The sequence below is a fragment of the Pantoea sp. ABR1s genome, from assembly GCF_057812235.1.
In genome coordinates this window covers 1642643-1666322 of the sequence record NZ_CM173823.1, presented here as the reverse complement: position 1 = coordinate 1666322, position 23680 = coordinate 1642643, and the positions used below count along the sequence as shown (strand labels likewise).

General features: G+C 48.9%; 36 protein-coding genes, 1 tRNA gene and 2 pseudogenes. 10 read left to right on the top strand and 29 right to left on the bottom strand.

The features are described 5' to 3' along the window. Positions 1-97 precede the first annotated feature (97 nt). Positions 98-292, bottom strand: coding sequence for a protein DsrB (gene dsrB / locus ACXKZD_RS07630; protein ID WP_010670857.1), 195 nt, complete (start codon positions 290-292; stop codon positions 98-100). A 62-nt stretch (positions 293-354) separates the two neighbouring features. Beyond that, positions 355-513: a YqaE/Pmp3 family membrane protein gene (locus tag ACXKZD_RS07625; protein ID WP_010247691.1), complete on the bottom strand. Its 159-nt coding sequence runs from the start codon at positions 511-513 to the stop codon at positions 355-357. Between the two features lie 315 nt (positions 514-828). On the opposite strand from ACXKZD_RS07625, the gene ACXKZD_RS07620 reads away from it, so the two are divergent. The 3 genes from ACXKZD_RS07620 (at position 829) to ACXKZD_RS07610 (ending at position 3457) form a co-directional block, all read left to right on the top strand. Next, positions 829-1062: a DUF2525 domain-containing protein gene (locus tag ACXKZD_RS07620; RefSeq protein ID WP_324700815.1), complete on the top strand. Its 234-nt coding sequence runs from the start codon at positions 829-831 to the stop codon at positions 1060-1062. Positions 1063-1414: 352 nt separating this feature from the next. Further along, positions 1415-2206, top strand: a complete 792-nt coding sequence (locus ACXKZD_RS07615) for a mannosyl-3-phosphoglycerate phosphatase-related protein (protein ID WP_323168827.1) — start codon at positions 1415-1417, stop codon at positions 2204-2206. A 30-nt stretch (positions 2207-2236) separates the two neighbouring features. After that, positions 2237-3457, top strand: coding sequence for a glycosyltransferase family protein (locus ACXKZD_RS07610; RefSeq protein WP_010247700.1), 1221 nt, complete (start codon positions 2237-2239; stop codon positions 3455-3457). Positions 3458-3542: 85 nt separating this feature from the next. On the opposite strand, the gene ACXKZD_RS07605 is transcribed toward ACXKZD_RS07610, so the two are convergent. The 5 genes from ACXKZD_RS07605 to ACXKZD_RS07585 all read right to left on the bottom strand — a co-directional run bounded on the left by ACXKZD_RS07605 (position 3543) and on the right by ACXKZD_RS07585 (position 5808). After that, the gene (locus ACXKZD_RS07605) at positions 3543-3722 is read right to left on the bottom strand and encodes a YodC family protein (protein WP_010247703.1); all 180 of its coding nucleotides are present in this window, start codon (positions 3720-3722) and stop codon (positions 3543-3545) included. A 191-nt stretch (positions 3723-3913) separates the two neighbouring features. Further along, a complete protein-coding gene (locus ACXKZD_RS07600; RefSeq protein WP_003854444.1) occupies positions 3914-4045 on the bottom strand; it encodes a hypothetical protein in 132 nt (43 codons plus the stop codon). A gap of 33 nt (positions 4046-4078) precedes the next feature. Then, positions 4079-4990 (bottom strand): DUF808 domain-containing protein, encoded by a 912-nt coding sequence (locus ACXKZD_RS07595; protein ID WP_010247708.1) that lies wholly within the window; start codon positions 4988-4990, stop codon positions 4079-4081. 10 nt (positions 4991-5000) lie between these two features. Next, on the bottom strand, positions 5001-5276 hold the full coding sequence (locus tag ACXKZD_RS07590) for a hypothetical protein (RefSeq protein WP_010247711.1): 276 nt from the start codon (positions 5274-5276) through the stop codon (positions 5001-5003). A 52-nt stretch (positions 5277-5328) separates the two neighbouring features. Further along, positions 5329-5808, bottom strand: coding sequence for a very short patch repair endonuclease (locus ACXKZD_RS07585; RefSeq protein WP_010247714.1), 480 nt, complete (start codon positions 5806-5808; stop codon positions 5329-5331). A gap of 190 nt (positions 5809-5998) precedes the next feature. Here ACXKZD_RS07585 and dcm point away from each other — a divergent pair, with 190 nt between their 5' ends. Further along, entirely contained in the window at positions 5999-7375 is a 1377-nt protein-coding gene (gene dcm / locus ACXKZD_RS07580) for a DNA (cytosine-5-)-methyltransferase (RefSeq protein ID WP_010247715.1), read from the top strand. A 279-nt stretch (positions 7376-7654) separates the two neighbouring features. On the opposite strand, the gene ACXKZD_RS07575 is transcribed toward dcm, so the two are convergent. Together ACXKZD_RS07575 and ACXKZD_RS07570 are read right to left on the bottom strand one after the other, a co-directional pair. Further along, positions 7655-7936 (bottom strand): Arc family DNA-binding protein, encoded by a 282-nt coding sequence (locus ACXKZD_RS07575; RefSeq protein ID WP_010247717.1) that lies wholly within the window; start codon positions 7934-7936, stop codon positions 7655-7657. Between the two features lie 71 nt (positions 7937-8007). After that, positions 8008-8712: a phosphohydrolase gene (locus ACXKZD_RS07570; protein ID WP_050680073.1), complete on the bottom strand. Its 705-nt coding sequence runs from the start codon at positions 8710-8712 to the stop codon at positions 8008-8010. A gap of 611 nt (positions 8713-9323) precedes the next feature. Between ACXKZD_RS07570 and ACXKZD_RS07565 the strand changes: the two genes are divergently transcribed. From ACXKZD_RS07565 to ACXKZD_RS07555, 3 genes are all read left to right on the top strand, one after another. Then, positions 9324-10001 carry an ASCH domain-containing protein gene (locus ACXKZD_RS07565; protein WP_010247721.1) on the top strand — a complete coding sequence of 226 codons (678 nt, stop codon included), beginning with the start codon at positions 9324-9326 and terminating at the stop codon, positions 9999-10001. A gap of 178 nt (positions 10002-10179) precedes the next feature. Then, a complete protein-coding gene (gene mtfA / locus ACXKZD_RS07560; RefSeq protein WP_179256820.1) occupies positions 10180-10956 on the top strand; it encodes a DgsA anti-repressor MtfA in 777 nt (258 codons plus the stop codon). A 103-nt stretch (positions 10957-11059) separates the two neighbouring features. Then, a tRNA-Asn gene (locus ACXKZD_RS07555) sits at positions 11060-11135 on the top strand. 245 nt (positions 11136-11380) lie between these two features. Here the strand turns inward: ACXKZD_RS07555 and ACXKZD_RS07550 are convergent. Beyond that, positions 11381-11628, bottom strand: a pseudogene (locus ACXKZD_RS07550) (LysM peptidoglycan-binding domain-containing protein); the annotation flags it as partial. A 166-nt stretch (positions 11629-11794) separates the two neighbouring features. Between ACXKZD_RS07550 and ACXKZD_RS07545 the strand changes: the two are divergent. Together ACXKZD_RS07545 and ACXKZD_RS07540 are read left to right on the top strand one after the other, a co-directional pair. Next, complete coding sequence (locus tag ACXKZD_RS07545; protein ID WP_033788422.1) at positions 11795-12055, top strand: GlsB/YeaQ/YmgE family stress response membrane protein; 261 nt, start codon at positions 11795-11797, stop codon at positions 12053-12055. 26 nt (positions 12056-12081) lie between these two features. Then, on the top strand, positions 12082-12462 hold the full coding sequence (locus ACXKZD_RS07540) for a YidB family protein (RefSeq protein WP_154210054.1): 381 nt from the start codon (positions 12082-12084) through the stop codon (positions 12460-12462). A 260-nt stretch (positions 12463-12722) separates the two neighbouring features. Here the strand turns inward: ACXKZD_RS07540 and ACXKZD_RS07535 are convergent, their stop codons facing one another. The 16 genes and pseudogenes from ACXKZD_RS07535 to ACXKZD_RS07460 form a co-directional block, all read right to left on the bottom strand. Beyond that, entirely contained in the window at positions 12723-13217 is a 495-nt protein-coding gene (locus tag ACXKZD_RS07535) for a hypothetical protein (RefSeq protein ID WP_072000502.1), read from the bottom strand. Next, a complete protein-coding gene (locus tag ACXKZD_RS07530) occupies positions 13214-13462 on the bottom strand; it encodes a hypothetical protein (protein ID WP_187484310.1) in 249 nt (82 codons plus the stop codon). The genes ACXKZD_RS07535 and ACXKZD_RS07530 overlap by 4 nt, the downstream gene beginning before the upstream one ends. Further along, the gene (locus ACXKZD_RS07525) at positions 13446-13820 is read right to left on the bottom strand and encodes a CDI toxin immunity protein (protein ID WP_033758186.1); all 375 of its coding nucleotides are present in this window, start codon (positions 13818-13820) and stop codon (positions 13446-13448) included. Before ACXKZD_RS07525 ends, ACXKZD_RS07530 begins: the two co-directional genes overlap by 17 nt. Before the next feature lie 5 nt (positions 13821-13825). Then, positions 13826-14181: pseudogene (locus ACXKZD_RS07520) on the bottom strand (VENN motif pre-toxin domain-containing protein); the annotation flags it as partial. A gap of 532 nt (positions 14182-14713) precedes the next feature. Continuing rightward, entirely contained in the window at positions 14714-15079 is a 366-nt protein-coding gene (locus ACXKZD_RS07515) for a hypothetical protein (RefSeq protein ID WP_033758190.1), read from the bottom strand. Between the two features lie 4 nt (positions 15080-15083). Further along, the gene (locus tag ACXKZD_RS07510) at positions 15084-15680 is read right to left on the bottom strand and encodes a hypothetical protein (protein ID WP_033758192.1); all 597 of its coding nucleotides are present in this window, start codon (positions 15678-15680) and stop codon (positions 15084-15086) included. Positions 15681-15791: 111 nt separating this feature from the next. Then, positions 15792-16256 (bottom strand): VENN motif pre-toxin domain-containing protein, encoded by a 465-nt coding sequence (locus ACXKZD_RS07505; protein WP_033758194.1) that lies wholly within the window; start codon positions 16254-16256, stop codon positions 15792-15794. Between the two features lie 36 nt (positions 16257-16292). Beyond that, a complete protein-coding gene (locus ACXKZD_RS07500; RefSeq protein ID WP_187484311.1) occupies positions 16293-16826 on the bottom strand; it encodes an immunity 42 family protein in 534 nt (177 codons plus the stop codon). 2 nt (positions 16827-16828) lie between these two features. Next, positions 16829-17149: a hypothetical protein gene (locus tag ACXKZD_RS07495; protein ID WP_052061758.1), complete on the bottom strand. Its 321-nt coding sequence runs from the start codon at positions 17147-17149 to the stop codon at positions 16829-16831. Between the two features lie 542 nt (positions 17150-17691). Beyond that, entirely contained in the window at positions 17692-18054 is a 363-nt protein-coding gene (locus ACXKZD_RS07490) for a hypothetical protein (RefSeq protein ID WP_033758197.1), read from the bottom strand. Between the two features lie 5 nt (positions 18055-18059). Further along, complete coding sequence (locus ACXKZD_RS07485; protein ID WP_158001810.1) at positions 18060-18224, bottom strand: hypothetical protein; 165 nt, start codon at positions 18222-18224, stop codon at positions 18060-18062. Between the two features lie 28 nt (positions 18225-18252). After that, positions 18253-18384 carry a hypothetical protein gene (locus ACXKZD_RS07480; protein ID WP_413787415.1) on the bottom strand — a complete coding sequence of 44 codons (132 nt, stop codon included), beginning with the start codon at positions 18382-18384 and terminating at the stop codon, positions 18253-18255. A gap of 55 nt (positions 18385-18439) precedes the next feature. Further along, positions 18440-19039: a VENN motif pre-toxin domain-containing protein gene (locus ACXKZD_RS07475; RefSeq protein ID WP_033758198.1), complete on the bottom strand. Its 600-nt coding sequence runs from the start codon at positions 19037-19039 to the stop codon at positions 18440-18442. A 599-nt stretch (positions 19040-19638) separates the two neighbouring features. Continuing rightward, on the bottom strand, positions 19639-20046 hold the full coding sequence (locus tag ACXKZD_RS07470) for a hypothetical protein (protein WP_072014599.1): 408 nt from the start codon (positions 20044-20046) through the stop codon (positions 19639-19641). Between the two features lie 12 nt (positions 20047-20058). Beyond that, the gene (locus ACXKZD_RS07465) at positions 20059-20340 is read right to left on the bottom strand and encodes a hypothetical protein (protein ID WP_139016381.1); all 282 of its coding nucleotides are present in this window, start codon (positions 20338-20340) and stop codon (positions 20059-20061) included. A gap of 93 nt (positions 20341-20433) precedes the next feature. Beyond that, positions 20434-20901 (bottom strand): VENN motif pre-toxin domain-containing protein, encoded by a 468-nt coding sequence (locus ACXKZD_RS07460; protein ID WP_139016382.1) that lies wholly within the window; start codon positions 20899-20901, stop codon positions 20434-20436. Between the two features lie 296 nt (positions 20902-21197). Between ACXKZD_RS07460 and ACXKZD_RS07455 the strand changes: the two genes are divergently transcribed. Further along, on the top strand, positions 21198-21416 hold the full coding sequence (locus ACXKZD_RS07455; RefSeq protein WP_033758201.1) for a SymE family type I addiction module toxin: 219 nt from the start codon (positions 21198-21200) through the stop codon (positions 21414-21416). A 60-nt stretch (positions 21417-21476) separates the two neighbouring features. Here ACXKZD_RS07455 and ACXKZD_RS07450 read toward each other — a convergent pair whose 3' ends face one another. From ACXKZD_RS07450 to ACXKZD_RS07440, 3 genes are read right to left on the bottom strand one after another with little or no spacing between them, the layout of a single operon-like run. Then, the gene (locus ACXKZD_RS07450) at positions 21477-21728 is read right to left on the bottom strand and encodes a MafI family immunity protein (RefSeq protein WP_033758203.1); all 252 of its coding nucleotides are present in this window, start codon (positions 21726-21728) and stop codon (positions 21477-21479) included. A gap of 10 nt (positions 21729-21738) precedes the next feature. Continuing rightward, the gene (locus ACXKZD_RS07445; RefSeq protein ID WP_072014600.1) at positions 21739-22056 is read right to left on the bottom strand and encodes an EndoU domain-containing protein; all 318 of its coding nucleotides are present in this window, start codon (positions 22054-22056) and stop codon (positions 21739-21741) included. After that, positions 21950-23560, bottom strand: coding sequence for a VENN motif pre-toxin domain-containing protein (locus ACXKZD_RS07440; RefSeq protein ID WP_488981981.1), 1611 nt, complete (start codon positions 23558-23560; stop codon positions 21950-21952). Before ACXKZD_RS07440 ends, ACXKZD_RS07445 begins: the two co-directional genes overlap by 107 nt. Positions 23561-23680 lie beyond the last annotated feature (120 nt).

Here is a 23680-nt window from a genome sequence, read left to right as displayed (position 1 = left end):
TTAACCGTCAGCGGCTGATGTCAGCCGCGTAATCTCCGACAGCAAAAAGCCGCCTTTCCGGCAAACGGAAAGGCGGCTTTTTTATTGCGCGTCAGGCTCAGGCTTCGTGGTAAGGCTCCACGAAAATGCCATCCGGCTGGTGGGTCTCGTTAAAAAACCAGATGCCCAGCGGATAATCTTCCAGCGCCACCAGGAACATGGTGCCTTCATTAAACGGCTCCATAGCCAGAATGGTGCCAACACGACGCGGGCCGCCATCGGTTTTGACGCTGACGCGGTCATTTACCTTCATTTCGGTTCTCCAGATTATTGACTGAGTACAGTCTAAACGAAGAACCGTGGTGATGCAGCGCGTTAGCGACGGGCAATGACCCAGACGGCGTGGATGATACCGGGGATATAACCACAGAGTGTCAGCAGGATATTCAGCCAGAAGGCGCCGCCAAAACCGACCTGCATAAACACGCCCAGTGGTGGCAGCAGAATAGCGATAATAATTCGTAAGATGTCCATAACCATTCCTTTAGGTATTGATAAAAATCAGCTTTATCGCTAACTATAGCTGATTCTGCTCTGTTTAGTCGAAAAGTCAGGTAAATCTGAGTAAGGAGAAACTTTTGCAATTCCTTAACATTTCACCGCAAGACTTCTTACGCGTCAGACCTTTAAACTCTTCTCACTGCACCACCCCATAGGTGCAGCCAACCTGAAAGTAACAAGGATTTTGCCCGCGCAGCGCGGGCTTTTTTTTGCCTGCGATCTCTTCGCTCCCGCCTTTCTGCCCTGCGTTCTATACTGATTACTCTGTTTGCTCTCAGGAGTCAGAAAATGACAGACGAAAAACAGCACGGCGATGCTCAGCCATCCGATCTGCAGATTGATGTCGAAGGTTTACTGGCGGCGATTCAGGCCAGAACGTCGGGAGAGGTACGGGAGTATATGGAGCAGGATCAGACGCCACGGCTGGAAATAGAAGGCCGGGTTTTCCACTCCTATAGCGAACTGGCGGAGGCGTTTGAAATTGATATTTGTGATTATCGCGCCTATGAAGCGAACCGCTGAAATCGATTTCAAAAAAAACCCGGCGGGAAGGCCGGGTAAAAATTCAATTCGTTACACCAGGGAATTCTTAACACCTCTGCAGATTACCCTTTCCCGACGCCGAAACAAGCATCAGATATGCACGTTTCTGCAACCGATCGGGTAATTATGGAGCGGCTGTTACCAAAAACACCGCGCCCGCCAGTCACTTAGCCCTGCACACTTCTTGCATACTCACTTTTACTGCGGTTTCGTTTTAAGAATTATCCTGGATTTCCAGCCAGCGTGGCAGGAAAAAAAGTGTGAGCCATATTCAACTATAATATTGAAAAATCGCCGCTTTAGCCGCGAATGTGATGAAAGGAGCCCGTAAATGCCCGATCTCCACCAGCCGTTAATGATAATTACCGATCTGGATGGTTCGTTACTCGACCATCATACCTATCGCTGGGATGCGGCCACCGAATGGCTCACCACGCTAAAGCAGTACGCTGTTCCGCTGGTGATCTGTTCCAGTAAAACGGCAGCCGAGATTATTCCGCTGCAAAAAAGGCTTGGCATCAGCGGTTCACCGTTTATTGCTGAAAACGGTGCCGTGGTGCAAACGCACGATCAGCAGCGTATCCGCCTGCCCGATAACACCCTGACCTATGATGCTATCTGCCAGCGGCTGGCTGCCTTGAAAACAGCGTACCGTTTTACCGGCTTTCATGACTTCTCTGATCCGGAAGTGGCCTCGATGACCGGCCTGAGCGAGGCGGATGCAGAACTGTCGCGTCAGCGCGATGCGTCAGAAGTGATTGTCTGGCGCGACAGTGACGAGGCGTTTGACCAGTTCCATGACGCACTGCGTGCAGAGGGCCTGGCGCTGACCCAGGGCGGGCGTTTCTGGCATGTGATGCCTGCGGGCAGCGGCAAAGGCGAAGCCCTGCGCTGGCTGCTGGCGCATTCACCCGGTGAGGCACGCGTGACCATCGGACTGGGTGACGGCCCTAACGATGCGCCGATGCTGGATGCGGTTGATTATGCGGTCGTAATTAAGGGCTACAGTAAAACACCGGTGACACTCAGCCGATCCGATCAGCAGCACATCTATCACACGGCTCACCATGGCCCAGAGGGCTGGCGTGAAGGACTGGACTATTTTTTGACTCAACCTCAATGAGCTGCCCACGGGCATTAAAAGGATGATGCGATGAGTGACTTTTACCAGAATGGCGTAATCACCAACTTTCACAACCTCACCCACCGTAGCGTGGAGTCGCTGGAAAAAGAGATGGTACGCTTTGCCCGCAAACGCAAAATGGGGCTGATCCTGCCATCGCTGTTTTCCGAACTTGAAGGCCCGGCGCTGACGAAAATCGTCGATGAACTGGCTAAAGTGCCCTATCTGGATGAAATTGTGATTGGGCTGGATCGCGCCGACCGCGACCAGTTCCTGTTTGCCCGCGAGTTTTTCTCCCGTCTGCCGCAACGGCATCGCATTCTGTGGAACGATGGCCCGCGCCTGAAGGCGATTGATGCCGAGCTGGATAAAGAGGGTCTGTCACCCACTAATCCCGGCAAAGGACGCAACGTCTGGTTCTGCACCGGCTATACGCTGGCGTCAGACCGTACCAGCTGTGTGGCGCTGCATGACTGCGATATCGTCACCTATGAGCGCGGAATGCTGGCACGCCTGCTCTACCCGGTGGCGAACCCGGCATTTCAGTATGAATTCTGTAAGGGGTTCTACGCGCGCGTCGCGGATGGCAAGCTTAATGGCCGCGTGGGACGTCTGCTGGTCGGGCCGCTGCTGCGATCGCTGCAGAAAGTTTATGGCCATTCAGAATATCTGGAATATCTGTCGAGCTTCCGCTATCCGCTCTCCGGGGAGTTCGCCATGCGGACGCATGTGCTGAACGGGATTAAAATCCCCGGCGACTGGGGGCTGGAGATTGGCGTGCTGTCGGAGATTTACCGTAACTACACCACCCGCCAGTCGTGCCAGGTTGAGATCGCCGATAACTACGATCACAAGCATCAGCCGCTGGCTGAAGATGACGGCACCGGCGGCCTGAAGCGCATGAGCAGCGATATCGTCCAGTCACTGCTGCGTAAGCTCGCCACCATGGGTGTGCCGCTGACCAGCGACTCGTTCCGGGTGCTGAAAGCAACCTATTATCGTAATGCGCTGGATATGATGGAGACCTATAACCACGAGGCGGCGATGAACGGGCTGAAGTTTGATCAGCATGTGGAAGAAGCAGCGGTAGAGATGTTTACCCAGTCGATTCTGGAAGCGGGTCAGGCGTTTATTGAGCGTCCTAACGATAAGCCATTTATACCGAGCTGGAGTCGCGTCCAGTCAGCCTTCCCGGATGTGCTGCAGCGGATCTATCAGGCGGTTGAAGAAGATAACGACGGTAACGTCTGAAAACAGGGCGGCACAGGGAGCGTGCCGGGCCAGAAAAAGCAGAAACCGGGCCTGGCGGGTCGCAGAACCCACAGGCCTGATGCTGTCAGCCCGCCAGTTGCTGCGCGGGATTCAAAGCGCAGAGTTCATCGCTGCGAAAGGCTTCGCTGCGCACGGCATAGCCATCATACCAGCGGCACTCCACCATGCCACTCGCGTAGCCGGTCACCACCATCGTCTGCCCCTCTTCCTTATGCTGTACTTCTTCACTGATTGCGAAAACCATGATGCGCTCCTTTTATTAACCTGAGTGTTATTAACCTGAGTGATTATTTTCTTTATAGCAGGCGAATAACGTTCCTGCCTGTTAAGGCACGCAAAAAAAGGGCAAATTCGGAATTAATCAGCTGGATATGCGGAAAATAAAAAAAGCGGATAAAAAAACTTATCCGCTTTGATGAAGTATTGACGCTGACGTCAGATTTTACAGCCTTCGCAATCGGCTTCGTCGCCGAGATCATCCGGCACTTCGCTGGCTTTTTTCTCTGCTTTCGCTTCAGCCTGCTCAAGCTGTGCGTCGATATCAAATTCAAACATGTCGTCGTTCATCGTCATTCTCCTGACCGTAATTCACAGTGCGCTTTATACCGATTTTCCGCGCACTCTGGCAATAAGGTTGACCACTAACAGCACGATCGACCCAATGATAAAGCCGAGCACCAGGTTGGCGCCGTTGCTGAGCAGCATAGCGATCCAGCCGCTGAAGCCACTGCTGACTTCCTCAATAAGATGATGCAGCGGTGCGATACCGTGCACCACAATACCGCCGCCGACCAGGAACATGGCGATGGTGCCGACCACCGAGAGGATCTTCATCAGCCAGGGCGCGGCAGCCAGCAGCACGCTACCCAACCCCTGCGCAAGGCGTGACGGTTTTTCACGCAGCCAGAATCCGAAGTCATCAATTTTGACGATGGCCGCCACGATGCCGTAAACGCCCACCGTAACCAGAATTGCGATGCCCGCCAGGATAATCACCTGGTTGAGCAGCGGCGATTCCGACACGATGCCTAAGGTAATCGCGACAATTTCGGCTGACAGAATGAAATCGGTGCGCACCGCGCCCTTGATCTTCTTCTTCTCAAACTCTGCCGCATTCTGATTCGCCAGCGAATCGAGTCGCTGCTGACGCGCTTCCGGTGATTTGCTCTGCTTGTCATGCTGCAGGCTGTGCATCACCTTCTCAACGCCTTCGTAGCAGAGATAGGCACCGCCAATCATCAGCAGCGGCGTAATCAGCCAGGGCGCAAACGCGGAGATAATCAGCGCCAGTGGCACCAGGATCAGTTTATTAAGAAATGATCCTTTGGCAACGCCCCATACTACAGGCAGCTCACGGTTGGCTTTCACGCCGCTGACCTGCTGCGCATTCAGCGACAGATCGTCGCCCAGTACGCCAGCGGTCTTTTTGGCCGCCACTTTCCCCATGACGGAAATATCGTCCAGAAGTGTTGCAATATCATCAAGTAAAGTCAGTAAACTGGTTCCCGCCAAAATCTTATCCTTAGTCTGGTTCGTTATGTTGACAACATGGGCAGCGCTCAATTTCCGTAACGGTCATCTCGGCGATGCCCTCACAATCCCACTCTACCCGCACCGTCTCGCCTGCTGCTCCTTCAGCATGCAGATATTTGCTGACCGGGCTTTCGGTCATGCCGGTGATCTCCTCCGTGGCGACAAGCCTGTCGCCGCAGTAAACCCGCGCGGTCGCTTTGGTATTCACCATCCGCTCGTCACGAATCTGGTAAAGGCGTTTTACCGTCAGTTTTATGCTGCTCATTTCAGGCTCCTGGCCACGGAGAAAGCGCAGATCTAACCAATTATGTCTGTGATTAGCAATCGGCGTTGTAATGATGAATGCCCTGATGGTCGACTTCGGCACTCTCCGGCATCGCCAGCAGCCACTCCTCCAGCCGCTCCAGCAGGTCCTGATCCGTCAGGCGCAGTTTGCCACGTAGCGCACACTCCCAGATGATCAGCACTTTCCAGCCGCTCTCCTGCAGCTGGCGCACATAACGCCGGTCACGTTCAACGTTGCTGTTGATTTTTCCGGTCCAGAATTCTGTGCGTGTCGCTGGCAGTTTAAACAGATAGCAGTGATGACGATGCCAGAAGCAGCCATGAACAAAAATAATTGCCTGATGTTCTGTCAGAACGAAATCGGGCCGTCCCGGCAGGTTTTTATCCTGCACGCGAAAGCTGAATCCCCGATCTTTCAGCAGCAGCGCAATACGTTGCTCAATGGCCGTATCCTGAGCGCGAATGGCACGCATATTTTTGCTGCGTATTTCGCTGGAGTGAACATCAGCCATAACCTCTCCTTTTTTGCTGGTACTTCAACTTTAGCCTGCGCCACGAAAAGCGAAAGCCGCCGCCCGACGACTTCACACCGTGCGCCGCAAAAACAGAACATTCCGGGGGGCTGAAACAGGGCACATCCAGGCAATTTCCTCACAGCGTCTGGAGTGATAGCATAGGCATCTTACTGTTAAGGAAAAACGCATGCATCCCGCCGCCCTCGCTGAACCACTCTCTGCTGCACTTTCATCTGCTGATGCGTCTGAACTCTTTCAGCAGGTGCTGGCAATCTATTCGGTTCGTGATCTCACGGCCCGCCTGCAGCAGGCAGGATTTTCCTGCTGGACGCCGGCACTCCTGAACCGGATTCGTCAGGGTAAAACCGCCCTGCCACCGCTGTGTGAGGCGGAACTGTCGCTGTTACAGGGGCTGCTGCCGTCCCGTCCCGCCCATTATGATAATCCTGAATTTCGTTTTATCGATCTTTTTGCCGGTATTGGCGGCATTCGTAAGGGGTTCGAGGCGATAGGCGGCAAGTGCGTGTTCACCAGTGAATGGAATAAAGAGGCGGTCCGCACTTACAAAGCCAACCACTACAGTGATCCGCTGGAGCATCACTTCAATACCGATATCCGTCAGGTCACCCAGCCGGAAGGTCTGACCGACGATGAAGCGATATACCGCGCGATTGATGCGGCAATCCCCGATCATCAGGTGCTGCTGGCCGGTTTTCCCTGTCAGCCCTTTTCGCTGGCGGGCGTCAGCAAGAAAAATGCGCTGGGCCGTGCACATGGCTTTGAGTGTCAGGTACAGGGCACGCTGTTTTTCGATGTGGCCCGTATCCTGGCTGCCAAGAAGCCGCCGTTCTTTGTGCTGGAGAATGTGAAAAACCTCAAGAGTCATGACAAGGGCCGCACCTTCGCCATTATCATGGAGACGCTGGATGAACTGGGGTATGACGTTGCGGATGCGGGTGCCAGCAGCCCGGATGCCAAAGTGATCGATGCGCGTCACTTCCTGCCGCAGCATCGCGAACGCATTGTGCTGGTGGGTATTCGCCGTGACCTGAAAAAGCAGGATTTTACGCTGCGCGATATCCGCCGTTTCTACCCGGCGCAGGTACCCAGCCTGCAGAGCCTGCTGGAGAGTGCGCCGGACGACAAATATATCCTGTCACCGGTGCTGTGGCGCTACCTCTATCAGTATGCGAAAAAACATAAAGCCAAAGGCAATGGCTTTGGCTTTGGCCTCAACGATCCGCGTAATCCTGACTGCTGCGTGCGTACGCTGTCAGCACGTTACTACAAAGATGGCTCAGAGATCCTGATCGATCGCGGCTGGGACAGTGCGCTGGGCGAAGCGGAGTTTCAGGATGCCGATAACATGGCGCGTCGGCCACGCCGCCTTTCCCCGCGAGAGTGCGCCCGTTTGATGGGCTTTGATGTGCCAGGACGCGAGCCGTTCCGCATTCCGGTTTCGGATACCCAGGCTTATAAGCAGTTTGGTAACTCGGTGGTGGTACCTGTGTTTGCAGCGGTGGCTCAGCTGTTACTGCCACATATCCGTCAGCTGAAGTCGTAAGCACCGTGAAATGAAAAAACCCGTCTGGCGACGGGTTTCAGGTTCCTGTAAAACCTGGCCAGATTAGCGGTGAGATCGAGCTTGCTCAGGGAACAGGGTCAGATCGGAAAGACGCAAAAACTGTCATCCATGACCGCTCGGCCCGCGCCGTCCCTGGCGCGGGACGCTTTCCTTATCTGACCCTGTTCCCTGCGCGCTGAGGTATTGAGTTGCGGCCAGATTTAGCCGGTTTCAGCAAACCCTGAAAAGTAAAAACCCGTCTGGCGACGGGTTTCTGTTTTATTTCTTCTTCTTGCTCTGCTTCTTCAGCAGCAGCCGAATCTGCTTCAGCTCTGTTGCACTTAGTGCATCGGTCTTCACGTCAGCGGCACTGGATCCCTCAGTCCCCTCTTCAGTGATATCCTGATTATCAATCGCCGGATGTGGATGCGTTTCCAGGCTGGCCTGCAGACGTTGCACAATCTCCTGGCTCATCGAAATCTGATTTTCCAGCGCCAGCTGTTTAATCGTTTCTTTCAGCTCAGGATCAATTTTAATTGTTAAATTAACAGTTTCAGTCATCGGGCAGCTCCTTTTTGTTATTGCTACAAGCTACCGGATGACCGTTTCGATTAATACACTGTCACAAAAATTTAATATTCGGTTTGCAAAGGTGTGAAGTCCCGCAGCACACCCTCATCCATTCCCACCAGATTGCCCTGTAGCTCGGCATAAAGCTTAGCCATATAGCGTACCAGGAAATCGGCGTTATGCTCAGCCAGCATGCGGCCGGTTTCGGTGTGCATGGTTTCCGGCAGACGCAGCAGCTTCTTCTGGAAATGATCCAGCGTCCATTTAACATCATTCAGCTCGCGATCTTTACCCAGCGGGTCCTGGCTGTCGAATAATGGCCGATTCAGCGCACCGGCGGTGTAGAAGACCCGCGCCAGCCCGATCGCGCCCAGCGACTCCAGCCGGTCAGCATCCTGTACAATTTTAGCTTCCAGCGTCTGAGGCGGTATGCCGGCGCTGAAACTGTGGGTTTTAACGGCATGCATCACGGCATCAATCTTTTCAGCCGGGAAATCGAGAAAGTCCTGCTGCAGAATGCGCTGAGTTTCCGTCGCGGCATAGGTAGAGGCGAGATGACGTTCCGGATGGTTCTTCGGCAGATTCACCACATCGTGAAAATAGCAGGCGGTCAGCACCACCAGCGGATCAGCGGGCGTGCCGTCCATGATTCGCTGTGCGCTCATCCATACACGCCGCAGATGGGCGATATCGTGCGCGCCGTCGTCGTGGATCCAGTTCGCCTGAAACCAGCTTTCATAGCGAGATTGCCAGAGTGTAAGTGACATAATCTATCTCCCTGTAGTGATCGACAGCAGTTTTTCTGTCGCGATCAGTGCGCAAACGGCAAGCCATCATAGCGACTGGCTAATGACACTTTTTTTACAGTGCAGTTGAAAAGAGCAGCGCTGCCAGCGATTCCGGGCAGAAAAATGAGATCTGGATCATCTGTATAGCATCTCTGTTACACAATAACCGCAATTTCGGCTGTTTTCAGTCTTTCCTCAGTGAATTGCTGCTAAGAAAATTAGTTTAACAGGCGTAATGTTTGGTTCGATCTTAACCAACTTCCTGCCCCATGCTCAGCGTTTTTTTGTCACGCGATTAAGTGTAAAACTGCACGTTATGACAGGTGAAAAAGTCTGAAAAGGTTCCTATTTTTACGGTTATAACGTACTGTATCCGGGCTATTCGTCGCTTTTTGCCAGTTGCGTGATAAGCTTTGGTGCGCTTTTTGCATTTTGCTGGTTTTTAACTACTAAAGTGACAATTATACAGTGACAGTCAGCCTACAAATTATTAAGCAAAATGATTTAAAGCTTTTATGATAACTCTCAGATGTGAAGCAAATGGACTTTTACAGCAGTAACCGGGTTCTACTAATAAAAAGAGGTAATCCATGAAAGAACGGCCGATTCTTTTTTCCGAACAGCGTGTTCGTGCCCTGTTGGTTGGCCAGCAAACGCAAACCCGGCGCATTATGAAAACTCAGGCTTTCGGTCCGGGACAGGATCATCACGAGGGCGTACACGCTTTCGATGTGAGTGCTAATCATCTGCATGGTTATAAAATGATGTCGATGACGGACATCAGCTATCAGTGTCCTTACGGTAAACCGGGTGACGTGCTCTGGGTGCGTGAAACCTGGCGTGGCCCGATGGTACCCGAGCAGTATCTGGCCGATTATGAACGCGACCCGACGCCCTTCCGCCAGCCAGAATATTGCCAGTATCGTGCAGACAGCAACGAGCTGGGCCAGCATGCACTGAGCACGCCGGAAGCGGAACAGTTTGGCTGGCAAACCGCCATTCATATGCCGCGCTGGGCCAGCCGCATCAATCTGGAAATTACCGGCGTGCGCGCCGAGAAAATTCAGGACATCAGTGAAGATGACATTATGGCGGAAGGCGTGCAGACCGATTCGCACTTCCTCAACAACTTCTTCACCATGAACGTCAATTCTGAATCGCCCAAAGAGGCGTACCGCAAAGCCTGGGAAAAACAGTATGGTGCGACCAGCTGGGAAGTGAATCCCTGGGTGTGGGTAATTGAGTTTCATCGTATTGAGCGCAACTGACGCCCCGGCCCCACGCTTTGCGGGCTGAATCACAGACAACGACCGTGCTAACGGGTTGAATAGACGGCCCTTAGCCCTGTCGCCAGATGAACAGTGCCAGCATGGTGTTTCGATGCTGGCATTTTTATGTCTGCCGCGTCAGGATAGCGAAATAGTCCGGTTCTGTGCGGGAGTTGCGATGTTTAAATGGCCCTGGAAAACGCATAACGACGCCACCCTGGCCGCGCTGCCATGGCAGCACGGGCTGGCGCAGCCGATATTCAGCCAGCTGGATGAGGCCGAACAGCAGGCGCTGGTTGAGCTGGCGCAGCGCTTTCTGCAGCAGAAAAAGCTGGTGCCGCTCGACGGTGTTCAGCTGGATGAATTGCGCAGTGTGCGGATCGCCCTGTTGTTCTGCCTGCCGGTGCTGAAACTGGGTCTGGAGTGGCTGGACGGTTTCCACGATGTCCTGATCTATCCCGAGCCGTTCGAGGTGGACGATCAGTGGCAGGATGACGATGGGCTGGTTCACAGCGCGCCTGCGGTTCACGCCGGACAGAGCTGGACGCAGGGGCCGGTCGTACTCAACTGGCTCGATATTCAGGACTCGTTCGATCTCTCCGGCTTTAATCTGGTGATCCACGAGGTTGCGCACAAGCTGGATGCCCGCGGCAGCGGTTACACCAGCGGTATTCCGGTCATGCCGCTGCGTGACGTCGCACTTTGGGAGAAGGATTTGCGTGCCGCGATGGCGGAGATTGAGAGTGAAGTTGAACTGGTGGGTGAACAGGCCGCCACGATAGATCCCTACGCCGCCAGCGATCCGGCTGAGTGCTTCGCCGTGCTCTCTGAATATTTCTTTACGGCTCCGGTTCTGCTGGCCGAACGCTTTCCTGCCATGTATCAGCATCTGCGCCAGTTTTACCTGCAGGATCCCCTGGCCAGAATCGCCGCTGACACTGCGCAAACTGCTTAAATCACGATCGCTTTGCGTTAAAGCTAGCCAGTTGAATGATAATGTATTTTTTGCTGTTGACACCTTCGGGCGACGCCGTTAATATTCGCCTCGTTCACACGATTCCTCTGTAGTTCAGTCGGTAGAACGGCGGACTGTTAATCCGTATGTCACTGGTTCGAGTCCAGTCAGAGGAGCCAGATTAGAAAAACCCGCTCAGGGAAACCTGAGCGGGTTTTTTGCTTTTCAGCGATCCCCGTTTTCTCTTCCTGTCTGACTGTTCATCGCAACTCGTCTGCGGCTACTATTACAGAGACCACCGTTAAGTCTGGATCAACGCAGGCTGTCTGGCGCAACCCTGTCATGGTGTTATGACGAGCTGGCTTTAAATGAAAAACCAGCCGGGCAATATTTGCGCCAGCTGGCTCATACTATTGACGAATTATTACGCAGGAATGGTCAGTACCTGTCCCGGAGCAATTTTATCCGGGCTGCTGAGAATGCTTTTATTCGCCTAAAGATTTTCATATATTGGGACGCATCATTGTAAAACTGCTTGGCGATGGCGCTGAGCGTGTCGCCTGATTCAACCGTATATGTACGATTACTCCCTGCGCCGGTGACAGACTTATCTTCAACATTTTTATCCACAGCATGTAACAACTCATCGCCTATATTTTTAATGTTATCCAGAATGCTCATATTTACTCCCCTATCGTTTCTGATACGTTTAGTTTGATAAAGAAAACAGGATTGCCAGACAAACACTACGCGGCGTACGATACACCCGCTTTTAATTCATGGGTTAAACCACTGCTAAACGTTGCTGTAATTAATATAAAAACAGAGGATATTAATGATGGGTATATTGTCATGGGTTGTATTCGGATTACTTGCCGGCATTATCGCCAGATGTATTATGCCAGGCAAAGAACATATGGGCATTTTCATGACCATTATTCTGGGTATTATCGGTGCGCTGATTGGCGGTGTAGTCAGTACCGCTCTGGGTTTTGGCAAGGTCGATGGCTTCAATATTTACAGCATTGGCATTGCCACCGTGGGTTCAATTATTGCGCTGTTTGTCATTCATAAAATCAGAGCGTGTAAACAGTCTTAATAGATTACTTCAAAGGGGATAACAGAATGAGTTTACTGGAAACAGTACTGGCCATGTGCGGCCTGAATAATCAGACCAGCCAGGAAGTGAAAGGTGTGCTGGAGTGGGTTGAGCAGCAAGGCGGTTTACATACCATCGTGAGTCACCTGCAGAGCGGCGAGTACAGTGAAATGGTTAACTCCTGGCTGGGCGATGAGCAGAACATTGCGCTGAGCAGCGACCTGGTGCAGAAGATGATTAACTCTGAGGCGATTGAGCAGCTGGCTGCGCGGATGGGCATCAACACCAGCGATGCACTGAATCTGCTGGCGAAATATCTGCCGCAGCTGGTGGATAAAGCGTCAACGGCGGGCGTCGTGGATAAAAAAGCCGATCTTACCGGACTGGTTAGTCAGTTAATGCACTAAGCATGACGTAATTGAAAGATAAAAGCCTGAGGCTCTAACTGCTTTATACATCATTAACTTTTTAAGATTTATCAATCTCCGCCTGGCAAGGATTAACACTTTTGATGTAGTCTGAAATTTCTTTATCAAACGCCAGTCCTGGTGCGTAACTTAAAAAGTTATGATCGAGGTGATCATCGGGTCAGGACAGTTGATCATCCGACTGGCTAAGGTGTAATGGACGGATAAAAACATCCCGGCTTATATGGCCGGGGTTTTTATTACCTTTCGATTCGAATTAACGATTCGTAATGACCAAATTCGGGAAAATGATCATAGTTACCAGAAATATCGGTAACAGTTTGACTTTCTTCTAAAACATGAGGTTCGAAACTTTCTTCCCTTACTATTGTATTACCATCTTCATTGAAAAGGTATGTGGTTCCGCTTGATACATTCAAAAAACCAACTCCACGCTCACCATTTTTTGCGAATTCTCGATGGACGGCCATTGATAAAAATAATGTCCCATTATCCAATAATTTGAAACTATATAAAAGAAACTCTTTTAAGTCATCATCTAAAAAACTAACACTAACCCATCCTTTATCTCTTATTACGTGAATAAAACAAGACGGTTTAGTGTCAGATCCAATAAGTACCGTGTATTCAGCACCTCTAGAATGAAGTTTATATGCAGCATCTTTACTCAATAAATCTATCGGCTCTTTATAGGCAACTGACCATTTTTTACAGTAAAAAACATTCTCACTCATTTATATACCTTACCGCTAGTATCACGGATCATCACATTAGCTTTCTTAGCTGAATCAAGTATTGATTGTGGTATCGGTTTCGCTTGAGGTGGGACCTCTAAAATATTTATCCCTTCTAATTGACGCCCAGCTAACGAACCACTTGATGAAACTTTAGCAATCGTTTCCCCGGCTGGATATTTATTCACCGCTTCCCTGATGTAATTATTTTCTGTTATCTCTATGATATCAGAGAACTGAGCCAAAACGGATTTTTTCAGTTGGAAATAAAGGATAAAATATAAAACTATCATTAAAAATAAATAGCTTAGGTGATAGCGCTATAACATCATAAATATTTTCAGCTATTCGGTAGAGTTTAGTTCTGAATAGAGGAACATCAAGATCATCCGCAAAAACGAAGACACTATCATTCCTGAGGTTGTTTTCTTTTAATAGCTTATTTATATCTTCGTAGTCCGAGTATTCAATCTCTGACCATGCAACATTTCCATCGGCAAGGAGATACTTATGCAATAGATCAACTACACCCTTCTGATCGGAGGGAGCAACTAAACTAAAGTCATCTCCAAGTGCTTCTTTACACTCTTCAAATAAAGTCATCCACTCTACCTATTTAGCTGTTTCAATATGGTTATAAATGAATCCTCATTGCCCTCAAATGGTGTAACCTGCGTCACTGCTTTTCCCGGACATTTTCCTTGCGAGTAATCCCATATATTCATTATATTCCCTTTTTCAGGATCATAATCAACACGCCAGTCGACTTTACCATCATTGGATGGTCGCCCGATAACCTTTCCATTTCCAGCACTTATTCCTAATCGGCCAATAACAGGTTTGGAGACAGCACCTAAATCCCCTACAAAATCCAAAGCCTTATTCTGGGCGCTTTCCCAATTTTTTCGGATTTAAGAGTTATTTCACTCTTATTTTCTGATTGGGGATTAGGCTTACCCTTACGAACTCCTGCAGCTATCCCTGCTGCACTGGTTCCAACTGCCTGAGCCAGAGAGTTCATAGCGAGCTGCTTCGCTTCTGGCGAGTCCCACGACATTAATGCATTGTGAATAGCAGCCAACCGATCCGCTTCCAACTGAATCGAAGTACCCTGAAGGATTGATAGTTCGTACTGTTCAACCGTGCTTAATTTGCCATGAAGGCGGGATTGTTGCTTCATTTCTTTAGCTCATTTACGCAATTGTCATAATCTGCCATTGGCAACGATCGGTGCGAGGCGTCAACAGGTTTGAACGTCAGCACGGGTGGCAACAAATGCCAGCACATTGCGGATCCTGCCATGATGATTTACTGATTATCCACGTGTTTGGGTGTCGGGGCGTCGCTCTGATCAAGGCGTTTTGGAGGGCCGCCATAAAGCGGTACTCCAAAAAAAATCTTGTCTGAAAGTAATAAGCGCAGGACATACAACCCCGACTCAAAAGCCGGGGGGTTAATCAATTTAATACTGAATATCAGTTTGATTGACCATTATTTTACTCAGGGTTAACGTCATAACGTGCATCCTGAATAATGTTAGGTTCTGCGACATCTTCCCATACAACCTTCGCCATGTTTTGCCATTCAGTCGGGTTTTGCTGCTTTGCAATATAATCCCTGATTAGCTTAACAGCCCGGTTAAAGTCAGCCTTATCTAACTCAACAAACGAATAAAATTTCAGATACTCGCCTTCTTCAGACTTTATTATTTCATGCAGCTTGGGATGGTTGGGTAAAAAAACACCATCCAGCAGGTCGCCAAAAGCATCCCAATAGTTCCCATTAACAAAGCCTCCGGTCCTTTGAAAGTTGCTTTCTCTTTGTCCATTATCATTCCAACCGATAAATAAACTCGCCCCCATACTATCACCTCATAATAATAATTTTATCTTTTTGTGCTTTAGGCAGTTTTTTTATATAATCCATAAAGTTTTTTTGGTTAGCAGGAGTTAGAACTCTAAAATCGACAGGCACAAAATCAGCTTTTTGCAAGTGATCTTGGATAACATCTCTTCCTCTACCAACACTCATGTTCTTCTCATAAAACTTATTTGGCCCATCAATTTCTTTTTGTGACAATCTATCGGTAGTATACATGGCATCGACAGCTTTACCTTTAATTAGCCCTGATGTAATCACAAAGCCGGGCGATATTCCCGATTTTTCTAGAGGCTGTGGTGCGTAACGTTCCAGATTGCCCATAGCTGACTCTGGTTGTGCAGCAGCAGCAGCTTCTGCGGGTTTTAGCTTACCATTACCCCCAAGGTCAGGTGTATTTAAGCGATCGTGACCTTCCAAAGGCGTTGAATTTAGTTTTACTTCGTAAATTCCATCTGCATCATTAACAAGCGAACTTGCTGCCCCTGAAGCCGAAGCGTTATTGTTGAGCTCTACATCCTTCCCTAACTGTTTCGTCAATGTACCTGATGCGACTACAGCACTCACATCACCCGCGATGTACATCGAACCAACTTAGGCTCCTGCTCTTACTTTGACATCATCTTACGTGTGCCCAAACGACATAAACGCCTGCGTATATCCTTCCAGAATATTGAACATTTCCTTCGTATTCGGTTATGTAGAGTTCAGTAAGTTCACTATCTGCTGATAACCCGCCTGAGCCTCTTTCGGATTCTGGTAAGTCTGGTTGAAGTAGGTATCTTGCGCGGCCTTCGCTTTTTCTCTTTCTGCCTGACAGCCAGCACCTGTGCCATTACAGGCCGCATAAACCGCCATATCGCTTTCCAGATCCTTACGATTTAACCTCTCCTTATCTTTCTGCTCTTCTGGCGTCAGATTCTGTTTGTTATTGAGATATGTCTGGCGGCCCTTCTCTGTGCTGCTCAGGTAGTTATTCTCAACCTCAGTTCTACTGGCAGATGCCCCGTTACCCACCCCAGAGTTGCCATCAACCGCACCGCCCACTGTTGCGCCAGCATGAGTTACAATGTTCGCAACCAGCATCTTGTCATCGGCTGACAGTTCCGATACATCTTTACCGTACAGCAGGTGTCTGAGCTTGTCGTTATAGCTGAGCATCACGGCAGTCGGTTCGTACCTATCTAAAAGTAATACCTAAAGTAAATCAGATGAATATTTTTTCAAACTCGCAATGATTTCACTTATCTCTTTTTTTGGAATGGTAATATCCTCAAGGTTTGGTTGTTCTATGTCCACCCAGGTTCTTCCGTTGTCTCCGCTAACTAACTCCGTTATTTTACCCCCAACAATCCTCACTGAACTTTCATTTGCAATAGCAAAAAAATATGCCCCTGAGTCGTTAATGATTGTAGGAGACGCGCAAAAATCAAACACTTGCTCAGGATATTCATCATCTTGTGTCGATTCTGGATATGTCAGTTTAAATAAGGAATTAAAAGCTTCAGTTGTAGTGGCCTTGAAGATCTCATCATTGCATGGAAAAGAAAGAAGGGCATTTTTTTCATCAATAACATCATAAATATCAACAAATAATGTTGATGTTCTGATATCTTCTGGATACATATGTCCATCTATAAAAAAATAAAAAAAACCATTTTTATAGGATTCACTCCATTGAGGAATACACTCTATCCAGATAGCAAACCGATAAGGATCACCGAAAATCATATTTATCTCCATTTCCCAGGCAACCCAAATTCTTTTTTAACAGCGTTGGGTATATCGATTTTTTTGATTGGGACTGATGCATCACCCGTGCTCCCAGACCAATGCCACGAACCATCATTTGTATTCGTAAACTGATGTACATCGCCATTCTCGTCCAATGCATACCTTTTCTCCCCATTCTCTACTGAATTACTAAGCAACTGAATAGAGTTTGTAGGTTCGGTTCCAGCGTTTCTATTATAACCGGCTTGCCCAGGCGTTTGTTTACCATTCGATTGATAAACTAGCCCATTGTCAGCTCTGGTTGGGATAGGAACAGGCATCGCGCTTCCTTTATTTTTCCCGATTCCAGCTGCTATCCCTGCCGGCTGGTTCCAACTGCCTGAGCCAGAGAGTTTATAGCAAGCTGCTTAGCTTCTGGCGAGTCCCCCGACGTTAATGCATTGTGAATAGCAGCCAAACGATCCGCTTCCAACTGAATCGAAGCACCCTGAAGGATTGATAGTTCGTACTGTTCAAACGTGTTTAAGTTGCCATTAAGGCGGGATTGTTCCTTTCGCTCATTTACGCAATTGTCATAATCTGCAAGGGGCAACGATCAGTGCGAGGCGTCAGCGGGTTTGAATGTCAGCACGGTTGGCAACAAATGCCAGCACATTGCGGATCCTGCCATGATAATTTACTGGTGACCCACGTGTTTGGGTGTCGGGGTGTCGCTCTGATCAAGGCGTTTTGGAGTGCCGCCATAAAGCGGTACTGAAAAAAATCTTGTCTGAAAGTAATAAGCGCAGGACATACAACCCCGGCTCAAAAGCCGGGGGATTAATCAATTTAATATTGAATATCAGTTTGATTGACCATTATTTTACTCAGGGTTAACGTCATAACGTGCATCCTGAATAATGTAAGGTTCTGCGACATCTTCCCATACAACCTTCGCCATGCTTTGCCATTCAGTCGGATTTTGCTGCTTTGCAATATAATCCCTGATTAGCTTAACAGCCTGGTTGAAGTCAGCCTTATCTAACTCAACAAATGAATAAAATTTCAAATACTCTCCTTCTTCTGACTTTATTAATTCATTCAGCTTGGGATGGCTGGGTAAAAAAACACCATCCAGCAGGTCGCCAAAAGCATCCCAATAGCTACTATGTATAAACGCAGAGGTAAGTCTACTCTCAGGTTTTTCGATAGTTTCATCTCTACAAAAATAAATACTTGCTCCCATACCAATTACCTCATGATGATACTTTTATCTTGCTGTGCTTCAGGTATTGTTTTTATATAATTCATGAAAAAATTTTTATTGGCAGACGTTAGCACTCTAGAATCGACAGGAACAAAGTCAGCTTTTTCCAAGTGTTCCTGAATGACTTTTTGCCCATTTCCTGAAATCATGTTTTTTCATAGAATTTGTTTAATCCGTCTATTTTTTCTGTGACAACCTATCGGTTGTATACATAGCATCGACGGATTTACCTTTATTGGGGCCAGACGTAATCACAAAGTCAGGTGTTTTATCAGTAATCATCCCTGGTGGTGGCGTATAACGTTCCATTGTACCAAGAACAGGCTCTAATTGTGCCGCGGATACGGCTTCTGCCGGCTTTAGCTTACCGTTGCCTCCCCAGATCCGGAGTGTTAAGTCGGCCATGCCCTTCAAGTGGTGTGACATTAACATTTACTTCGTAAATACCATCTGTATTCTTGACCAGCTTTTCTGTTTTTCCCAGTACAGCACTAAATTCCGGCTCTTTCTTACCAGGTGAAAATATTCCGCCTGTCGCTTCCAGCGCGGCCTGATTGCCACCAAACGCCTGTTTAAGCGTGTCGGCTACTGCTGACCAGGTTTCACTCTTCATCAGCGCTTTCACTACATCGGCTGCTGCCTGATTTTTACCTGCCAGATCGCTTAAAGCCTTATTACAATAACCATCTCCGACAGCACATGACGCCAGTGCCATCGCTCCATCCGCAACATAATCTGTTCTACCTAATGCAGCATCACCAGTATCAGCGACAGCATTGATAATACTGTTCGCGATAGCCGATGTAGTGCCGTCACCCAGCTTATCGCGAACCTGTTTCTTCCACCATTCCGCACTTTCTTTTACTGACTGACGGGCTTTATCACCGCTCAGCGAGTTATTCTCAACCGCATTTTTACCCGCAATCGCGCCGCTCGTCGCCGCAGCACTGCTGTTGCCCACCATGCCGCCCGCCAGTCCTGCCGCCCGACATCTGCGATGATACTGCACCCCACACGGCATGTGCCATGGCATTGGTTGCCACATCAACGTTTCCGGAAGCGTCGGTCGTTTCCTTCTTAATCAGCTGAGCTGCCCACGGATTAAGGCCACCTGCGACCGCCTGACCTGCATTTCCGGTCCCCGAAACCGCATGCGCCATGGTATTGGTCTGCTCTTTGCCGTCGACTAATATGCTGGTTGCGTCTTTAGTTTTATTGGCGTTATACGGCGCCATCCCACCCAGTGCACCAATTTATTTTCGCATGATATTATTGTCAGTTACACGCAAACATACTGTTGGAAAGGAAATCTCTAAAAAATGAACAACGCCTAAAGTGGTTTGAGTTTAAACATACCTTACCCTATAAGAGGTTTCATTTAACCTGAAAAGAACATATGAGGATTTAGATTTAAAAATATTTAATTTCAAAAAATATAAGTTGAGAGTAGTGAAAAAAATAAAATTTAATATAGCTTCAATCAAAAAATATAAAAAATATAAAAAATATAAAAAATATAAAAAAATTGGAATAATAAAAGCCGAAATTAAAGATAAGAAATGCTTAGCATAATACAATTTTGCATTCTGACAGCGGGACTGATCGGCCATCAGAAATAACAAAATTATCGCCATCAATATTGGCCAACAGCAACCTTAGCCCTTTTGCACCTGCTTTAATATCCTTTTCCCACCCTTCAATATCTCCATGACATTCAATAGAATGAAAGAGCGGGCCTTCTACTGGAGTTATACTACAGCCAACCTCATTGACTCCACCCTCAGTTGCATTAGGAGGATCAGTAAAACAGGTGATATTCTTGAATTGCTTCCTGAATTTATTTTTTCCATCATCAGAGAAATAAACCGTTTTCCTGGTGGTTGCACCATCTTTCCCAGGAATAACCCGAGAGTTAGAAGCTTCAAACTTTGAGCCAAAAGCCTTCTCCAATTCTTTTACAAATCTTGTCAATACATCACCTCATCATTTAACTGGAGTAATTATAAATTTATTAACACCAGCATCAGCAAAGAATTTTGAATAATGGTCGGCTAACTCTGGACTATTAGTATGATAAATCACTCCACCCTCGAAAGCAGCCGAATACTTCCTGGCTTGATCTAACATTTTAGTCTGCTCAGTAACTGACCAAGGCTTTGAACCCACTGAGCTTATTGGGTTTCGAAGCGAGTTACCCCAATCCTCTACAAACTTAGCTTCAACAGCAGTCCGTTGACCGTCGATAATAGTTACATTATCAGCCATACCGTTAACACGTTTCCCACTGATAATAGTTGTGTACTGACGCTCGGTGTAAGGTACATTACCATATTTCTCTCTAAGGCCACTTTCGTAGCTTTACTCTTTATCAATTGCTCTTGTGCCACTAACAGCTATAGGACTAGTTGTAATATAAGGCTCTACGACTTTTGCATCCTTAACTGACTCACTGGATGTTCCGGCCTTTCCTGTTGTTGCGGGCAAATCTTTGATAGCAAAAGGCAATATAACCTTACCCCAAACCGACCTGATACTGCCCTCATCATCTACAATTCCAGCTTGTGCGGGTTTGATAGAAATTATTTTAACCGGGCGATTACCATGTTCCCGCTGCAACTCCTCTTCATCATTTCCCAGTGTATTATTCTCAACAGCATTCTTCCCGGCAACCGCCCCCTGAATGCCACCTTCAACAGAACCAGAAGCCACTCCCGCCGACAATTGCGCAGCCAGCTGGCCGAGTGCGCTGACAACCTGCTTTTGTTCCTGCGTCAGTTCGCTGGCCTGCTTGCCGGGATACATTGAACTGAGGATAGCTCTGGCCATCAGCGCGCCCGTCACCGCTGCGATAGAATAGCTGCCGAGCAGGCCTGATTTTTCCTCGCGGTGAAGCACTTCAGGAAGAAGGGATAAGTGAAATAATGCTCGGAAAAAATAATCCGTTTTACAGAGGTGCCTCGCAGTTTATTACTTGGCTTTCAGCGAGTTTATGCGGCAGAAGGTGTATATTTAAACAGGTTAAATCGGAACAGGAAGCACTTAACGAGACATTTTTAGCGCGGCTGAAGCGGGTTGGCCCCCGTTTCAGCCGCTGACCACAACTAACTATACGGGAGTTAATTATGGCTGACATGCATCATAAGTCAGGAACCCGCACGGTCACAACCGCCGCGCATTATTACAAAGTCGGATACCGGCCTAATAGGGGCCAGCCGAACCCGCTGCCACAGCTGACCATTAAAGGCCGCTGGCTGGAGCCGTTGGGCTTTACCACCGGGCAGAAGATCGAGGTGATCACCGGGCCGGGGCAGTTGATCATCCGGCTGGCAGCTGAAGGGTAACTGACTGATAAAAAAGTAATCCCGGCGCGATGGCCGGGATTGCTTGTGGGTTTTAGAATATTATTTCTCTGGGTTGATATATGTATATCTATTGTCAATTTCCAGACCAAAATCATTCGCTATTTTAAGTATTTGAGAATATTCATCTTTAGTAATCACAATATCATGTTCAGCAATGTGATCACATATAGTTTCGAACGCTAATATATTCTCTGAGAACCCAATATACTCAAGCGCAAAATCAATCAGAGAAGGATCCAGCCGATCCTTTAATCCTTCACCCAATAATTTAATTTTGTTATTAATATCCATTGTATACACTCTAATTCTTAATCGGTTTTAATGTTGGAGGCGTCGGATTGCTATCCGGGAACGCCGTTACTATTTTCCCGCTAGCTGGCTCGTATACCACACGAACTCTAACACCATCTTGCTCCGACCATGCAACCCATCTTGCTGGTTTCCCGGCCTTTGTATAAGCTTCTCCCGTTCCAGTCTGGGCAAACCACTGGGTATCAGGAGAAGTAGCGATATCACCTACCACATGAACAACCTTGTCTGCTGACCAGCTTTGAGGGAAGACGGTTTTTCCTGGATTGCCGGGATATAGATGCCCCCCCCTGCGTGGGACTATCCCCATATAAAATATGCTGTTTCGCTTCCGGTGAAAGAATATCAACATATTTTTGGTTTTCAGCAGACAAACCAAGATCCGCACTCTTAGCAATGGTTAAATATGCCTTAGCTGCAACATATTGTACCAGTTTCGCTTCACTTGCCGGTATACCACTGGCCAGTATTTCCGCTGCTCTTTGCGGAGTCATTTCTCCGTCAGCCGTCAGAGCACTGACCGGCACTCCAAAGAATTCAGCCCACGCGATCAACAGTCCTTTAGCAGCATCCTGTCCTTCCGGCATATCTCCCTGAGCAGCTTTAGCCAGAGCCGCAGATATTTCGTCCGCAGATGCGCCGCTTTGTATCATTGACGTACCTAGCGAAGTCTGAGCTTGGGCATAGTCAGCCATTCCCTGTCCAAAATCCACCGGACTCAGCGCGTTATTCTCAACCGCATTTTTACCCGCAACCCCGCCCTGAATCCCACCTTCAACAGAACCAGAAGCCACTCCCGCCGACAATTGCGCAGCCAGCTGGCCGAGTGCGCTGACAACCTGCTTTTGTTCCTGCGTCAGTTCGCTGGCCTGCTTGCCGGGATACATTGAGTTGAGGATAGCTCTGGCCATCAGCTCGCCACCCGCTGCACCCGCTGTTGCGTTGTTGCCCGCAAGCTGCGCCAGTACGGCACCCGCAACTGCGTGCGCCATGGTGTTAGCCAGGACGTTAGTCTGCTCCTGTCCGTCGACAACTTTGCTGGTAGCTTGCTTAATTTTATTGGCGATGTAAGGCGCCATTCCACCTGCTGCAGCTGCACCCAGGTTACCTGCGCCAAGGCCACCCAGCACGCCAGTAACCGCTGCTGCTGCCATGGAATAGCTGCCGCCTGTGCCCCACTTTTCTGCAACGGCCTTATAGCCGGGATCATTTACGATTAAAGTGTTTAATGCATCGGTTGAATAACCAGCAAGTTGCGGGTTTGCTTTCAGCAACCTTTCTCTGGTTTCATCCTCAGCAGCCTGCATTTTGTAGCTGCTGACATCGCCTGCTACGCGCTGACCCAGCTCCTGCATTCCCTGTGCAAACTCAAGCTTGCGTGCGACCTTATCCTTGTCGAATATCTTGTCGATATGGCCGTTGGCGTTGTCGGTATCTCTGCTCAGGTCGGCGACGTTCTGTGTCTGAGCCTGACCGTTACGTACCGTGATGGTACCGTCCGCCACGGCTGAACGGGTGGTGCCAGATGCACTGCCATGGGTATTAGCAGAGGTTGGTATCGCACCGCCTGACATTTTATTATCTTCGTTACCTCCACCCATGCTGATGGATGAGCTACTGGCTTTGTAAGAAGCGTGGTTGTCGATGTCAGACCAGCCCAGCGTACCGGTGGAGAGCGCATTGTTCGCGGACTGCGCCGTTGAGGCGATCACCGCGCCATTCAGCTGGGTGTGGTTGCCAACATAGATGTCATAGCCACCATTCCCTGCAAACAGGCCGCTCTGATCGCCGACGCTGGCATACTCACTGTTCACTTTGCTCTGGCTCAGGCTGAGGCCAGCGGAGCCGGTCATGCTGCCGAACGTGAAGCTGAAGCCGCCGCTAGCGGTGATGCATGTTCCGGCATCAGTCTTCTGTGTGCCATCTGGCGGCGT